15 protein-coding genes are annotated in these 15,283 nt (G+C 65.4%); 12 read left to right on the top strand and 3 right to left on the bottom strand.

Features of this window, described 5'->3' with window-relative positions; all coding sequences use genetic code 11:
- The first annotated feature begins 2 nt into the window (after positions 1–2).
- The 9 genes from J9893_RS02000 (at position 3) to J9893_RS01960 (ending at position 6,039) form a co-directional block, all read left to right on the top strand.
- Entirely contained in the window at positions 3–593 is a 591-nt protein-coding gene (locus J9893_RS02000; RefSeq protein ID WP_010674159.1) for a cytochrome c3 family protein, read from the top strand.
- 194 nt (positions 594–787) lie between these two features.
- On the top strand, positions 788–1,294 hold the full coding sequence (gene moaB / locus J9893_RS01995) for a molybdenum cofactor biosynthesis protein B (RefSeq protein WP_039038846.1): 507 nt from the start codon (positions 788–790) through the stop codon (positions 1,292–1,294).
- Between the two features lie 50 nt (positions 1,295–1,344).
- Positions 1,345–1,839, top strand: a complete 495-nt coding sequence (gene moaC / locus J9893_RS01990; protein WP_210600193.1) for a cyclic pyranopterin monophosphate synthase MoaC — start codon at positions 1,345–1,347, stop codon at positions 1,837–1,839.
- Positions 1,836–2,081, top strand: a complete 246-nt coding sequence (gene moaD / locus J9893_RS01985; protein ID WP_041215509.1) for a molybdopterin synthase sulfur carrier subunit — start codon at positions 1,836–1,838, stop codon at positions 2,079–2,081. Before moaC ends, moaD begins: the two co-directional genes overlap by 4 nt.
- 2 nt (positions 2,082–2,083) lie before the next feature.
- Positions 2,084–2,563, top strand: coding sequence for a molybdopterin synthase catalytic subunit MoaE (moaE, locus tag J9893_RS01980; RefSeq protein WP_210600194.1), 480 nt, complete (start codon positions 2,084–2,086; stop codon positions 2,561–2,563).
- Positions 2,564–2,616: 53 nt separating this feature from the next.
- Positions 2,617–3,339 carry a molybdate ABC transporter substrate-binding protein gene (gene modA, locus J9893_RS01975; protein WP_210600195.1) on the top strand — a complete coding sequence of 241 codons (723 nt, stop codon included), beginning with the start codon at positions 2,617–2,619 and terminating at the stop codon, positions 3,337–3,339.
- Positions 3,340–3,462: 123 nt separating this feature from the next.
- Positions 3,463–4,143: a molybdate ABC transporter permease subunit gene (modB, locus tag J9893_RS01970; RefSeq protein WP_139739616.1), complete on the top strand. Its 681-nt coding sequence runs from the start codon at positions 3,463–3,465 to the stop codon at positions 4,141–4,143.
- The gene (gene modC, locus J9893_RS01965) at positions 4,140–5,195 is read left to right on the top strand and encodes a molybdenum ABC transporter ATP-binding protein (RefSeq protein WP_210600196.1); all 1,056 of its coding nucleotides are present in this window, start codon (positions 4,140–4,142) and stop codon (positions 5,193–5,195) included. The genes modB and modC overlap by 4 nt, the downstream gene beginning before the upstream one ends.
- Before the next feature lie 67 nt (positions 5,196–5,262).
- Positions 5,263–6,039: an alpha/beta fold hydrolase gene (locus tag J9893_RS01960; RefSeq protein ID WP_210600209.1), complete on the top strand. Its 777-nt coding sequence runs from the start codon at positions 5,263–5,265 to the stop codon at positions 6,037–6,039.
- A 67-nt stretch (positions 6,040–6,106) separates the two neighbouring features.
- Here the strand turns inward: J9893_RS01960 and moeB are convergent, their stop codons facing one another.
- Both moeB and moeA read right to left on the bottom strand, forming a co-directional pair.
- On the bottom strand, positions 6,107–6,862 hold the full coding sequence (moeB, locus tag J9893_RS01955) for a molybdopterin-synthase adenylyltransferase MoeB (protein WP_109112507.1): 756 nt from the start codon (positions 6,860–6,862) through the stop codon (positions 6,107–6,109).
- Positions 6,859–8,085 (bottom strand): molybdopterin molybdotransferase MoeA, encoded by a 1,227-nt coding sequence (gene moeA / locus J9893_RS01950; protein ID WP_282597903.1) that lies wholly within the window; start codon positions 8,083–8,085, stop codon positions 6,859–6,861. The genes moeB and moeA overlap by 4 nt, the downstream gene beginning before the upstream one ends.
- Positions 8,086–8,455: 370 nt before the next feature.
- Here moeA and folE point away from each other — a divergent pair, with 370 nt between their 5' ends.
- The 3 genes from folE to J9893_RS01935 all read left to right on the top strand — a co-directional run bounded on the left by folE (position 8,456) and on the right by J9893_RS01935 (position 13,347).
- Positions 8,456–9,112: a GTP cyclohydrolase I FolE gene (folE, locus tag J9893_RS01945; RefSeq protein WP_010674171.1), complete on the top strand. Its 657-nt coding sequence runs from the start codon at positions 8,456–8,458 to the stop codon at positions 9,110–9,112.
- Between the two features lie 250 nt (positions 9,113–9,362).
- Positions 9,363–11,012 carry a methyl-accepting chemotaxis protein gene (locus J9893_RS01940; protein ID WP_043154240.1) on the top strand — a complete coding sequence of 550 codons (1,650 nt, stop codon included), beginning with the start codon at positions 9,363–9,365 and terminating at the stop codon, positions 11,010–11,012.
- A gap of 247 nt (positions 11,013–11,259) precedes the next feature.
- On the top strand, positions 11,260–13,347 hold the full coding sequence (locus J9893_RS01935) for a methyl-accepting chemotaxis protein (RefSeq protein ID WP_210600198.1): 2,088 nt from the start codon (positions 11,260–11,262) through the stop codon (positions 13,345–13,347).
- A 152-nt stretch (positions 13,348–13,499) separates the two neighbouring features.
- Here the strand turns inward: J9893_RS01935 and J9893_RS01930 are convergent, their stop codons facing one another.
- A complete protein-coding gene (locus tag J9893_RS01930) occupies positions 13,500–15,233 on the bottom strand; it encodes a formate--tetrahydrofolate ligase (protein WP_210600199.1) in 1,734 nt (577 codons plus the stop codon).
- Between the last annotated feature and the right edge of the window lie 50 nt (positions 15,234–15,283).

Genomic DNA, 15,283 nt, shown 5'->3' with positions numbered 1-15,283 from the left:
AGATGAAATTACCCGGCTTTGTGAAGCGTCTGTGGACCACCTTCAAGTCACCGTCGAAGGCGGCCCTCTGGGTCATCCTGCTGATGGGCTTCTTTGGTGGCGTCATCTTCTGGGGCGGGTTCAACACCGCCATGGAAGCGTCCAACACCGAGGCCTTCTGCACCGGTTGCCACGAGATGAAGGACAACGTGTTCGTGGAGTACCGCGACACCATCCACTACGCCAACCGCTCCGGCGTGCGGGCCAGCTGCCCGGATTGCCACGTACCCCACGAATGGACCTACAAGATCATCCGCAAGGTGCAGGCCTCCAAGGAGCTGTGGGGCATGATCACCGGCAAGGTGGATACCCGCGAGAAGTTTGAATCCCACCGGCGGGAGATGGCCGAGCGGGAGTGGCAGCGGATGAAGGAGACGGATTCGCGCGAGTGCCGCAACTGCCACAACTTCGAGTACATGGACTTCTCCCTGCAAGGGCGTCGAGCCGCCCAGATGCACTCCACCAACCTGGCAAGCGGGGCCAACACCTGCATCGACTGCCACAAGGGGATTGCGCACCAACTGCCTGACATGAAAGGGGTGCCAGGCTTCTGATGGGAAGGCCGCCGGATCCCCGGGATCCGGCGGCCTTCGAGATTAATGGGCAATGACGCCCCCCCAGCCAGACATCTTTTGATAGAATCCCTTCCCGGCAACGCGGCGCCCACCGGCTCCTTTCATGGCTGGCACCACGGTGCGGCGCGTTCACCTCATCCTCTCGTGGTCAATGATTGACAGGAATGGCCCCAATGGCACCCAAACACAGCGAATTCATCCCTCTCAAGATCGCCGTCCTGACGGTTTCCGACAGTCGCACCGCTGCCGATGACAGCTCGGGGGACTATCTGGTCGAGGCCCTGACCCAGACCGGCCACGTGCTGGCCGACCGGGCGCTCTGCCCCGACAACCTGTTTCGCATCCGCGCCCAGGTGAGCGACTGGATTGCCGACGAGGGAGTCCAGGTGGTGCTCATCAACGGCGGCACCGGCTTCAACGAGCAGAACCGGGTGCCCGAGGCGGTCGGCGTGCTGTTCGAGCGCACGGTGCAGGGTTTTGGCGAGATGTTCCGCCAGCTCTCGTTTGCCGAGATAAAAGGCTCCGCCATGCAGAGCCGTGCCCTGGCCGGGCTCGCCAATCGCACCCTGATCTGCTGCCTGCCCGGCTCCACCGGCGCCTGCCGTCTGGGCTGGGAACAGCTAATCCGGGATCAGCTCGATGCCCGTACCCGGCCGTGCAACTTCGTGACCCATCTGTGATCCCGGGAGTAAACCCGGATCATCCATCTTATTTTTCGATAGGGGCATAGATGAACCTGACCCATCTCAACCAGAGCGGCGAGGCCCACATGGTGGATGTCACCGACAAGCAGGTGACCGAACGCGAGGCCCGCGCCGAGGCTTTCGTGACCATGGCCCCCGAGACCCTGGCGTTGATCCTGAGTGGTCAGCACCACAAGGGGGACGTGTTCGCCACCGCCCGCATCGCCGGCATCATGGCGGCCAAGAAGACCGCCGACCTCATTCCCCTGTGCCATCCCCTGGCTCTGACCCGGGTGGAGGTAGAGATAGCCCCCCAGGCGGCGCACAATCGGGTCCATATCCGCACCCTGTGCAAGCTCTCGGGCAAGACCGGGGTGGAGATGGAAGCGCTCACCGCCGCCTCGGTGGCGGCCCTGACCATCTACGACATGTGCAAGGCGGTGCAAAAGGACATGGTGATCGAGCAGGTGCGTCTGGTGGAGAAAAAGGGCGGCAAGTCCGGTCATTTCCAACTGGGTGCGACCCAAGGAGAGCAAGCATGATCAAGGTTCTGTTTTTTGCGCAGGTGCGTGAGCTGGTCGGCTGCGACGAGCTCAGCCTGCCTTGCGACTACGTCAGTGCCGATGTCCTTCGCGCCGCCTTGAGCGAGCGAGGTGACAAGTGGGCGCTGGCGCTCGAATCCGGCAAGCTCCTGGTGGCGGTCAACCAGACCCTGGTGCCGCTGGATACCCCCCTCCATGACGGGGATGAGGTCGCCTTCTTCCCGCCGGTGACTGGAGGCTGATGATGAGCGAGGCAACCATTATCGATCGCATCCTGGTGCAGCGGGATGACTTCTCGCTGGCCGACGAATATGCCCGCCTTGCTGCCCGGCAGGACACAGGCGCGATTGTCAGCTTTGTCGGCAAGGTGCGCGACTTCAATCAGGGGGAGCATGTGAAGGGGCTGGCCCTCGAGCACTACCCCGGCATGACCGAGAAGGCGCTGGCGGGCATCGTGGCCGAGGCCCGCGGGCGCTGGCCGCTGCAGGAGTGCACCCTCATTCACCGCATCGGCGAGCTGCTGCTCGGGGATCAGATCGTGCTGGTGGTGGTGAGCAGCGCCCACCGCGAGGCGGCTTTCGAGGCCTGCCACTTCATCATGGATTTCTTGAAGACCCGGGCACCGTTCTGGAAAAAAGAGCTGACCGCCGACGGGGTGCAACGCTGGGTCGAGGCCAGGGCGAGCGATGACGCCGCCCTGGCCCGCTGGCAACAAGGGGAGTGAGCCTCGAGCTCGTGTCAATCGATCCGGCGTGCCGGAACATAAGGAGCAAAGGAATGAAGAGATGGGTATCCGTGTTGGTGCTGGGGGCCGGTGCCATGTACAGCGGTGCTGTGCTGTCTGACGAGGTCAAGGTGGCGGTGGCGGCCAACTTCAAGGGCACCATAGAGCGCATCGGCAAGGAGTTCACCGCCAAGACCGGCCACAGCGTCGTCATCAGTTCGGCGGCCACCGGCGTGCTCTATACCCAGATCACCCACGGTGCGCCCTTCGATCTCTTCCTCTCGGCCGACGTGGCGACCCCTCAAAAGCTGGAGTCGGAAGGCAAGGGGAGCGAGCGCTTCACCTATGCCATCGGTCAGCTCGGCCTCTGGCAGAAGGGGGGGCTTGCTCCTGATGAGGCCACCTTGCGCCACTGGCAGGGGGAGCTGGCCATCGCCAACCCCAAGACAGCGCCCTATGGCGCTGCCGCCATGGCGACCCTGGCTCACCTCAAGATCGATCCCAAGCAGTATCGGGTGCTGACCGGCACCAACATCAGCCAGACCTGGCAGTTTGTCGATACCGGCAATGCGAAGCTGGGCTTCGTCGCCTGGGCCAACCTGGTGGAGGCGGGCAAGACCGGCGAAGCCTGGGCGGTGCCGGCCAGCTTCTATCCCCCCATCGAGCAGCAGGCCCTGGTGCTGAAGAAAGGGGCAGCGGTGGATGCCCTGGTCGCCTGGCTCAAGGGGCCGGGACAGGCGCAGATCAAGGCGGCGGGTTACGCCCTGCCGCAGTAAGCGCCCGGCGTCTGCCGGGATCCGGCCAGCCCCGTGCTGGCCAGATCCGGTGCCTGACGTGTCCCAAGGCGGCGTCCGTCATGACGGCGCCCTGTTTTTTATCGACACCCGAGAGGGGACCCTATGAGTGAAGGGGATCTGCTGGCGGTCTGGCTGACCCTGAAACTGGCGGCCAGTACCACTGCCATCCTGCTGCTGCTGTCGCCGCCGCTCGCCTGGTGGCTGTCTCGCAGCCAGCACCGGCTGCGCCCTCTGGTGGAAGCCATGGTGGCCCTGCCGCTGGTGCTGCCGCCCACCGTGCTCGGTTTCTATCTGCTGCTGGTCTTCTCCCCGGAGTACGGCCTCGGTGGCTGGTGGCGGGAGACCTTCGGGGCCCCGCTCGCCTTCAGCTTTCTCGGCCTGCTCATCGCCTCCGTCATCTATTCGCTCCCCTTCGTGGTACAGCCCCTCACCTCCGCCTTCGTCAACATGGGCAACAAGGAGCTGGAGGCTGCCGCCACCCTGGGGATGGGCCCGTTTGAGCGCTTCTTTCGCATCATCCTGCCGATGACGCTGCCCAGCTTCGTGATGGCGGCGGCGCTGGGCTTTGCCCACACCCTGGGGGAGTTCGGGGTGGTGCTGATGATTGGCGGCAACATTCCCGGGGAGACCCAGGTGCTCTCCATCGCCCTGTTTGATCACGTGGAGGCGATGGATTACCAGAATGCCCATATTCTGGCCGGCGGCCTGATGGGCTTCTCCCTGGTGATGCTGGTGCTGGTCTACGGCGTGCTGCAACGTCGGCAACGGAGGCTGTTCGGATGAACCTCTACCTCAAGGCCAGACGTGATTTCGGCCCCTTCACCCTGGCGTGCGATCTGGCACTGCCCCCCAGCCGCATCCTCGGCCTGTTCGGTCCTTCGGGCTGTGGCAAGAGCACCCTGCTGCGCATCATCGCCGGGCTCGACAAGGCCCCGGGCGATGCCCTGCGCTGGCAGGGGCGCGAGCTTGCAGCCCTGCCCCCCGAGGCGCGGCGCATCGGGCTGGTGTTTCAGGATGCTCGTCTCTTCCCCCACCTGAGCGTGCTCGGCAACCTGCAACTGGCGGCTCGCAAGGGGAGGGGGCGCTGGCAGCCAGAGGATCTGGCTGCGCGCCTCGGCTTTGCCGAGCTGCTGGGGCAACCGGCCCACGGCCTCTCCGGCGGTCAGCGTCAGCGGGTGGCACTGGCCAGGGCCTTGCTGGCCGAGCCCGACTTGCTGCTGCTGGATGAACCCTTCTCGGCGCTGGACAGGCGCAGCCGCATCCATCAGGCCCACGTGCTCAAGGGCTTGCAGCAGGAGAGCGGCATCCCCATGATCTTCGTCAGCCACGCCATGGAGGAGGTGAGCCTGCTCTGCGATGGACTGGTGCTGCTGGCAGAGGGACGGGTGGAGGCCCAGGGCACCCCCGAGGAGATCTTCGCCCGCACCGACCTGTCGCTGGCCAGTCGCGACGACGTCGGGGTCATGCTCTCGGCGACCCTGTCCCACTACGACGAGCACGAGCAGATGGCGACCCTGCGACTCGGGGAGCAGACCCTGATGGTGACCATGGAGCATGCCCCCGATGAAGCGGGCCCCTTGCAGATCAAGGTGGCGGCGCGGGATCTGGTGATCGCCACCGAGCCCATCGTGCACTCCAGCCTCTCCAACTGCCTCGAGACCCGGCTGCTGGAGGTGCGGGAGGTGCGACCCGGGCAGACCCTGTTGCAGTTAGCTCTCGGGCAGCAGATACTGCTGGCCCGGATCACCAGCCGCTCCGCGCAGCGGCTCGCCCTGACGCCGGCCATGCGCCTCTACGCCTACATCAAGGCGGTGAGCCTGGTGGGAGAGGGGTAGACAGGGGACCGGAGTACGGATTGGCTGGCCATGAGTGGCCGGCATGGCGTCGAGAAAGGGGGGACGGGTGCGTCGCAATCAGGTAATGAAATCCCATGGCTTGGCCCTGCGCAGTGCGGGGGAGGGGCCCTTGCTGCTCTTGCTGCACGGGCTGGGCTCTTCCAGCCTCGACTGGCAGGCGCAGATCGAGCGTTTTTCCGAGCGCTACCGGGTGGTGGCCATCGACTTGCGCGGCCACGGCCAGAGCATGCAGGAGGGGCCCTTTGACGTGCCCACCCTGGCGGCGGATGTGGCCCGCTGGCTCGACGAGCAGCCCGAGCCTGCCTGGGTAGTGGGGTTGTCGCTCGGTGCCATGGTGGCGCTGGAGCTGGCGCTGCAACTGCCCCACAAGGTGCAGGGGCTGGTGCTGGTCAACGGCTTCAGCGAATTTCTTCTGGAGACGCCAAAGGAGCAGGAGCGCTATGCCATGCGCCTCAAGTGGCTGCGCTGGTTCGGCATGCGGCCGCTGGCGTGGTGGCTAGGTCGCGAGCTCTTTCCCGGCCCCGATCTCGCCCAGATGCGCCACACCTTCCGGGGGCGCTTCGTGCGCAACAAAAAGAAGACCTACAAGGCGCTGCTGGAGGCGCTGCCCGGCTGGTCGGTGCGGGCTCGTCTCGGCACCCTCTGGCAGCCGGTGGCCATCATCTCCACCAGTCACGACTATCTGCCCCTGGCGCGGCGGGTGGAGCAGTTCGCCTCCCTGCCCAATGCCACCATCCACACCCCGGATGGTCACCACGCCTGGCCGGCGGAAGATCCTGCCGGGTTCAATCATCTGTTGCAGCGGATCCTCTCAACCCATTGAGGGGAGCAGACAGCAGAGGTAGATAAAAAAGCCGAACCCCGGGGTTCGGCTTTTTTGTGGGCGCTGCTCAGGGCCTTGAGCAGACCGGGCAGTCGGGGCGTTTGGGAAGCTTCAGCTCGCGAAAGCTGCCACCCAGACCGTCGATCATCAGCAGGCGGCCGCTGTAGCTTTTGCCCATGCCCGCCAGCAGCTTGATGGCTTCGAGCGCCTGCAGGCTGCCCACCAGCCCCACCACGGGGGCCAATACCCCCGCCTCGACACAGGTGAGGGCCTGATCGCCAAAGAGGGTGCTGAGACAGGCGTAGCAGGGTTCATCCTCCTGCCAGGTGAAGCTGCAGAGCTGCCCTTCGAGCCGGATGGCGGCGCCGCTGACCAGGGGCACCTTGTGCTGGCGGGCACGCTGGTTGAGGAGGTTGCGGATGGCGACGTTGTCGGTGCAGTCGAGCACCAGCTGATGGCCTGGCAGCAGGGCATCGAGCAGCGCCTCGTCGGCGAGGGCGGCGTGGGTCTCCACCTCGAGCCAGGGGGTGAGGGCGCGCAGGGACGTCGCCGCGGACTCCACCTTGAGCTGGCCGATGCGCTCGTCGCTGTGCAGCACCTGGCGCTGCAAATTGGAGAGCTCCACCCGATCGAAATCCACCAGGGTGAGGTGGCCGACCCCGGCCACCGCCAGATACTGGCTGGCGGCGCAGCCCAGGCCCCCGGCGCCGATGACCAGCACGCGTGACTGCTTGAGCGCCTCCTGCCCCTCGAAGTCGAAGGATTTGAGCACGATCTGGCGGTTGTAGCGAAGGAGTTCTGCGTCGCTCAGGATCTCGCTCACAGCAGCAGCCCCGAGAAGGGCTCGACGGTGACCGTCTCACCGGCGGCCACCTTGCCGCGCTCCTGCTCGAGCACGATGTAGCAGTTGGCCCGGGACAGGGAGCTGAACACCCCGGAGTCCTGGGAGCCGGTGCTGCGTACCTCGAGGCCATTCGGGCCCACGCTCAGGATGCCGCGCTGAAAGTCCAGGCGCCCCGGGCTCTTCTTGAGCGGCTCTGTCGCCAGGGCCTGGAGGGGGTGCGGGCGTGCAAATTGCTGACCGGCCAGTCTGGCCAGGGCCGGTTGCACCAGCTGATCGAAGGTGACCATGGCGGAGACCGGGTTGCCCGGCAGACCGAAGAACCAGGCGTTTGGCAACCGGCCAAAGGCGAAGGGTTTGCCCGGCTTGATGGCGAGCTTCCAGAAGCCAATTTCCCCGAGCTCTTCGAGCAGTTGCTTGGTGAAGTCCGCTTCTCCCACCGAGACGCCCCCGGTGGTGATCAGGGCATCGGCCTCGCGGTCGGCCTGCAAGAAGGCGGCGCGCAGGGCCTCCGGATCATCGGGAATGATGCCAAGGTCCAGGCACTCACAGCCCATGCGGCTCAGCATCGCCTTGACCCCGTAGCGGTTGGAGTCGTAGATGTCCCCGTGCTGGAGCGGGGTGCCCAGAGGCTTGAGCTCGTCCCCTGTGCTGAAGATGGCGACCCTGAGGGGACGGCGCACCGTGACGTTCGCGATGCCAAGGGAGGCGAGCAGCGGCAGCTCCCTGGGGCTCAGGCGCAGGCCGCTTTCGAGCACCCGGGCGCCCTGCGCCAGATCCTCGCCGCGGCGACGGATGTTCTGGCCAGGCGTGGGCGCGGTCAGGAAAGTGATCCCGTTGTCGCCGGCTTGCGTTTCTTCCTGCATCACCACAGCGTCTGCACCCGGGGGCACAGGGGCCCCGGTCATGATGCGGATGCAGTGGCCGGCGGGCCACTCCCCCTCATAGGGCTGGCCCGCAAAGGCCTTGCCCGCCACGGGGAGCGGCACCCCGGCGGCGAGATCCGCCAGGCGCACGGCATAGCCGTCCATGGCGGCGTTGTCGAAGGGGGGGACGAAGAGGGGGGAGCTTATCTCCTCGGCCAGGATCCGATCCAGCGCCTGGGGCAGGGGCAACTGCTCCGTCTCGCAACAGCAGGTGAGTTGTTCCAGCATCCCTTGCAGGGCCTTGTCCAAGGGGAGGAGTGCACCGGTATCGAATCCCATCATCATGACCTCTCTGGTGTGTAGGGGGCGGATTATCCCAAAAATCCGCTCCGATGGGCAGACCGAAGGTGCGGTAATGGGGGGCAGATGCCCCGGTGTGATCGGATTCTGGGGCGCTATCCCGTTGAATTACCTCCTGATGGGTAACCAGGGCGAGGCTTGCGCGGGATGGCAGGTGGGGAAGAGGCGGCACGGCCGTGCGCCTTGCCCCCGAATGGGCAGGCCGGTGCGGACAAAACGGGGTGGTTTGGCATAAAGTCGGGCACCGGGCTTGAGTTAGACAGAATTATGACAATAATCGCCCTGTAAGATTGCGCCGCGGCACCATGCCGCAGGCCAGCACAGTCCCTGAGCGTGGGAGAGAAACACGATGACGAGCTTAAGCCAGGAAGCCCTGTTGGTCAGGGCGGCGCTCGAGGCCGAGGGCCTTGAGACACCTCTGGTGGCCAATGAATTGAGCGGCCAGCAGAAAAAGGAAAAAATCGAAGGTCATATGCGCGCCATCATGGAGACGCTGGGACTGGATCTGGCCGACGACAGTCTGGCCGAGACCCCGCACCGCATTGCCAAGATGTACGTGAACGAGATCTTCTCCGGCCTCGACTATGCCACCTTCCCCAAGGTGACGGTGATCGAGAACAAGATGAAGGTGGACGAGATGATCATGGTGCGGGACATCAGCCTCACCAGCACCTGCGAGCACCATTTCGTCACCATAGACGGCTTTGCCCACGTGGCCTACATTCCCCGCGGCAAGGTGATTGGCCTGTCGAAGATCAACCGCATCGTGCAGTTCTTCGCCCGCCGTCCCCAGGTACAGGAGCGGCTGACCCAGCAGATCCTGCTGGCGTTGCAGACCCTGCTTGGCACCAGGGACGTGGCCATCAGCATCAAGGCGACCCACTTCTGCGTGAAGGCCCGTGGCGTGATGGACTCCACCTCCTACACCACCACCACCTCCCTAGGCGGCGTCTTCAAGACCCAGCCCGACACCCGCGCCGAGTTCCTCGGTGGTCTGAAAGGGTAGTGCTCCCGGGGCCTGTCGCCGACAGGCCCCGTCTCCTTTCCCTCACTTTTTTTGAAAAATACCTAAAGTTGTGACCGTGCCGGTCGCTATGGCTCTCCGTGTTGTCGGACGGTCTGGTTGACGCCGACACCCCCGGGCCCGCCCTTGTGCGCGCCGACAGGGACGATATGTGCTGCCAAGGAGGGTAGTGAAGGCGCAGGCCAGGCCTGCGCCCAGCAATGCCACTTGTTTTCCCCATGCAGGACATGCCATGAACACCATGACGATAGGCAAAAAACTTACCGCCGGCTTTGCCGTACTCGGCCTGATGATGGCCTTTATCGGCGGCTTCTCGCTGTTTGAATTCAGCAAGATGAACCGCGCCGCCATCGGCTTTACCGACAGTATCCTGCCCGCCGTCGTGCGCACCAGCACCCTCGGCGAGACCATCAATGCCCTGCGCCGCTACGAACTGGATGTCTTCCTGGTGGCGGACGATGCCCAGCAGAAGGCCCGCTATCGCAACGAGAGCGAGAAGAGCCTGCAAGAGGCTGCGCGCCAGATAGTGGCCCACGATGGCACCATCTGGGCGGAGGATCGGGAGGAGCGCCGCGCCTTTGACATTGTCAAGGCGGACTGGGAGCGATATGTCGCCCTGCACCAGCGCATCCGGCAGATGCAGGACTCGGGACAGATGGCCGAAGCCCGGCACCTCTTCATGGGGGAGGGGGTCACCCTCTACACCACCCTGAGCAAGTCGGTGGGGGATCTCATCCGCATCAACCACGGCTACTCCGTGGGCTCCCGCGCCGAGGTGATCGCCGCCTTTGACAGCGCCAAGCTGAGTGTGACCCTGGCCCTGGTGATCGGCCTGGCCCTGGTTGTCGCCCTCTCCGTGGTGCTGACCCGCCAGATCCGTGACCCGCTCATCATGCTGGCCCGTCAGGCCCAGCGCATTGCGAGCGGCGATCTCGGTCGGGGCGAGCTGCAGGAGTGGATCCGCGGCAACCGCTTCAACCGCGACGAGCTGGGCCAGCTGGGGTCGGCCATCGACCGGATGCAGGGGGCTCTGGCGGAGCTGGTGAGTGAAATCTCCGGCTCGGTGAGCCAGCTCAGCAGCGCGGTAGAGGAGGTGAGCGCCATCTCCGAGCAGTCCGCCAAAGGCATGGCAAGCCAGCAGGGAGAGGTCTCTCAGGTCGCCACCGCCATGAACGAGATGCAGTCCACCGTCAATGAGGTGGCTCGCAACACCACGGACGCCATGGGGGCGGCCAAGCAGGCTTCCCGCACCTCCACCCAGGGCAACCAGGTGGTGCGCAGCGCCATCGGCAGCATAGAGCAGGTTTCCCGCCAGATAGAGCAGGCCGGGAGCGTGGTGCAGCAACTTGAGACCGACAGCGCCAGCATCAGCATGGTGCTGGACGTGATTCGCGGCATCGCCGAGCAGACCAACCTGCTGGCCCTCAATGCGGCCATCGAAGCGGCCCGAGCCGGCGAGCAGGGGCGTGGCTTTGCGGTGGTGGCAGACGAGGTGCGCAGTCTGGCCCAGCGCACCCAGGCGTCCACCGCCGAAATCAGCAAGATGATCGAGGTGTTGCAGGAGCGTACCGCCGAGGCGGGCAGCGCCATGCAACTGAGCCGTCAGCAGATGCAGGAGAGCGTGGAGCTGGCGCGGGAGGCGGGGAGCAGCATCGACAGCATCAACGGTGCCGTCACCCAGATCACCGACATGAACACCCTGATCGCCACCGCCACCGAGCAGCAGAACGCGGTCACCGAGGAGCTCAATCGCAGCATCGTCAAGATCCACACCGCCGCCGACGAGAATGCCCAGGGGGCGCAGCAGACCGCCCAGGCCTGTGTCGAGCTGAGCAAGCTGGCCAATACCCTGCACCATATGACCCAGCGCTTCACCCTCTGAGTCTTGCTGCCACCCGGCACAGCGCAGAAGGCCCCGCCAATCGGCGGGGCCTTGTTGTTTGTCATCGCCCTCCCTGTGCCCGTTTCAACCGGCCCGCCTGCCCCGTCACCTACCGGATGGGGGGATGACAGGCCGGATGTTCGACTTCGCTCACAAATCGGCGATTAATTTCATGCAGGGCCGTTTGCGACCTGTTTGCGAGCCCGTATAATGCCCCTGTTTTGGCTCAAGAGACCCACCATCCGTCATGTTCCGTTCCATCAAGTATCAAGTCATGTTCTTTGCGGGTTGCATCCTGCTGACCACCGTCCTCAGCGTGGTGGGTTACAGCTATGTTTCCCTGGCCAGCATGCAGGAGAAGATCCAGCAGGAGAGCCACGACGCGGCCCGCCAGCAGGCCAGGCAGTGGCTGCTGACCCTGGCGGATGGTCAGGCGAGCGAGGTGGCACGCTCCTTCGAACTGGCGCTGGATGCGGCCGAAACCCTGGCGGCACTGCTGGCGGGCAATGTCCATCAGTCCGAGCCTCTCGATCGGGACGAGGTCACGGCCCTGCTCAAGGACATAGGGGATCGCAACCCGGATTTCCTCAGCATCTACAGTGGCTGGGAGGCGGATCGTTTCGACGGTCAGGATGCGCTCCATACCGGTGATGGCCGGCATAGCCAGGCATCGGGCAACTTCGCCCCCTACTGGAGCCGCGGCCCGGCCGGTTTTGACCTCAAACCCCTGGGGGATTTCTACAGCAAGACGCCGAGCGCGACCGGGATCCGGGCCTCCGAGTGGTATCTCTGCCCGCAGGAGAGCAAGGCAAGCTGCGCCGTCGACCCCTCCGTCTACCAGGTCAACGGTCAGCCCACCCTGCTCACCTCCTTCGTGGTGCCTGTGCTGAACGGGGATCAATACCTCGGCATGGTGGGCATCGACTACTCCCTCAACTACCTGCAACGGCTGGCCGCTGACATCAGCCGACGGGTATTCGACGGGCAGGGCAGGGTGCGCATCATCAGCCCCATGGGCATCATCGCCGCCGACTCCCGCGATGGCGACGGGGTAGGGCAGCGCTTGCAGGATCCATCCTTGCTGGCCCAGTTGCAACGCGGCGAGAGGGGCAGCGACGAGCATGCCGATGGCTTGAGGGTCTTCGCACCCATCAGCCTCAACAAGGTCACACAGGCCTGGGGGATCGCCATCGAGGTGCCGGGCAGCGCCCTCTATGCCGAGTACGAGCGGATGGCGCAAGCCCGTGCCGAGGCCTTTGGCAAGGGGGTCTGGACCCAGCTGATGGTGGGCATCCTGGTGGCGGGTATAGGTCTGGTCGGACTCGCTTTCGCGGCAGGGTCCATCTCCCGGCCGGTGCAGGAGACGGCTCGCATGGTGGTGCGTCTCTCCAGCGCCGGAGGGGATCTGACCCAGCGGCTGACCCAGCACCGGCGCGATGAGACCGGGGTGCTGGCGGAGGGGATCAACCAGTTCGTCGCGACCGTGCAGGGCATAGTGACCGACACCGCCACCAGCGTGCACGAGTTGCAGCAGGCGGCGGTGAACTCGGCCAGGCAGGCCCAGCAGGGGCTGGCGAACAGCCATCACCAGCTGGAGCAGGTCGAGCTGGTGGCCACGGCCATCCATGAAATGTCATCAACCGCAGACTCCGTCTCCAGCAGCGCCCAGATCACGGCCCAGGCGGTGGATGAGACCCGTCATGCGGTGCACAAGGGTCAGCAGGTGGTGAGCGCCTCTGCCAACGGCATCCGCCAGTTGAGTGCCCAGGTCAGCGAGGTGTCGGACAGGATCACCGCCTTGCAGCAGCAGGGGGTGCAGATTGGCAGCATCCTGGATGTGATCCGGACCATCTCTGAGCAGACCAACCTGCTGGCGCTAAACGCAGCCATCGAGGCGGCACGGGCCGGTGAACATGGTCGCGGTTTCGCCGTGGTGGCCGACGAGGTGCGTACCCTGGCCTCCAAGACCCGGGCCTCGACCCAGGAGATCCAGCAGATGATAGACAGGCTGCGGGATACCACGCGTGCCGCAGTCGACACCATGACAGAGGGGCGCCAGTTGAGCAGCCTGGCGCTGCGTGATGCCGAGCAGGCGGTAAGCGAGCTGGCGACCATAGTGCAGGCCGCCGACCGTATCCAGGACATGGCGACCCAGATTGCGAGCGCCGCCGAGCAGCAATCCAAGGTGAGCGAGGAGATTAACCAGAACGTCAGCAACATCCACGAGCTGGCGAGCGCCTCCACCCGGGTGGCCCGGGAGCAGGATGCCCAGAGCCGGCAGATGCACGGGTTGACCGAGACGGTCATGAACAAGCTGGGGCGCTTCCACTACTGATGGCGTTCTGATACGCATAACAAGGCCCCGCCAATCGGCGGGGCCTTGTTGTTTCTGGCTGGACCTGGGCGCCGTCAGCTCAGGCCGACAATCTCCCCGTCATCGTCGATGTCCATATGGTGTTCAGGGACGGCAGACTGCCAGCCTGCACGTCAGCTCAGGCCGACAATCTCCCCGTCATCGTCGATGTCGATATGGCGATAGGCCGGCAGGCTGCCCAGGCCCGGCATGGTCATGATGGGGCCTGCCAGGGCATAGACGAAGCCTGCCCCCGCGCAGAGTTTCACCTCCTCGATGGGGACCTCGAAGTCCGTCGGCACGCCCTTCCTGGCCGGGTCATGGCTGATGGAGAGCGGCGTCTTGGCCATGCAGACGGGCAGGTGATCCTGGCCCTCTGCCGAGAGTCTGGCCAGTTGCTGGCGCGCCTTGTCCGAGAGGGTGACGCCCCGGCCACCATAGCCGCACTCCACCAGGGTGGCGAGCTTGGCGACAAGGCTCATCTCATCGGGGTAGAGCAGCCTGACCTCACTGGGCTGCTTGCAGGCCGCCACCACGGCGTGAGCCAGATCCGCCGCGCCCGCGCCACCGTCAGTGAAGGCCCGGGAGAGGGCGACCCCACAGGCACCGGCCTGGCGCGCCGCCTCCTCCAGCAGGGCCAGCTCGGCGTCGCTGTCGGTGGGGAAGCGGTTGATGGCGACCACCACGGGCACCCCGTAACGGCGGGCGTTGTGAATATGCCAGGCGAGGTTGGCGCACCCCGCTGTCAGGGTGGGCAGATCTTCCCCTTGCAGGCTGGCCGGCAGCGGCTGGCCCGGCCGGATGTCGAGCAGGCCGCTGTTGGCCTTGAGGCCGCGCACCGTAGCCACCAGCACCACGCAGGCGGGGGCGAGGCCGGATTGGCGATACTTGATGTTGAAGAACTTCTCCAGCCCCATGTCGGAGCCAAAACCCGCCTCGGTCACCACGTAGTCGGCAAGACCCAGCGCCATGCGATCGGCGATGACGGAGGAGTTGCCGTGGGCGATGTTGGCAAAGGGGCCGGCGTGGACCAGCACAGGGGTCTGCTCCGTGGTCTGCATCAGGGTGGGCTTGAGGGCGTCTTTGAGCAGCACCGTTATGGCCCCCGCCACTTCCAGCTGCTCGGCGGTGATGGGCTGGCCGCGCAGGTCGAGGGCGAGCTGGATGCGGCCGATACGCGCGCGCAAGTCCTTGAGATCCCTGGCCAGGGCCAGAATGGCCATCAGCTCGGAGGCGGCGGTGATGACGAAGCGATCGGGGCGCTCGACACCATCGGCAGCGCCGCCCTGGCCGAGGGTGAGGTGGCGAAGCGCCCGGTCGTTCATGTCCAGGGTGCGGGGCCAGAGGATGTTGGCCGGGTCGATATCGAGCCGCGCCAGACCGGTTCTGGCGCTGAACTGGTCACCGAGTTTGCGTTCATGGAACAGGCGGGCATCGAGGGCGGCAGAGGCCAGGTTGTGGGCGGCGGTGAGGGCGTGAAAATCCCCGGTGAGGTGCAGGTTCATCTCCTCCATCGGCACCACCTGGGCCATGCCGCCTCCGGCGGCGCCCCCCTTGACCCCGAAGACGGGGCCGAGGCTCGGTTGGCGAATGGTGGCGATGCTGGGCTGGCCGATGTGGTTGAGCCCCATGGAGAGGCCGATCGTGGTGACTGTCTTGCCCTCCCCAAGGGGGGTGGGCGTGATGGCGCTCACCAGCACCAGCTTGCCGGGCTCGCGGGCGGGGGCGTGATGGAGCAGCGCGAGGTCGAGTTTGCCCTTGTAATGGCCGTGGGGGTGGAGATGGGCGGCCGCTATGCCGAGCTGTGCTGCCACCTCGGCGATGGGCAGGCGGGGGGACTGGCGGGAGATCTCGATATCGCTTAGCATCAGCACCTCGTTGGCATGTCAGGTCAAATATGCGGCGAAGTCTAGAGGAA

It is taken from the genome of Aeromonas sp. MaB10011B, from assembly GCF_017939325.1.
Lineage (GTDB): Bacteria > Pseudomonadota > Gammaproteobacteria > Enterobacterales > Aeromonadaceae > Aeromonas > Aeromonas caviae.
The sequence above is the reverse complement of the archived record's forward strand: the minus strand, read 5'-3'. Positions and strand labels throughout refer to the sequence as shown.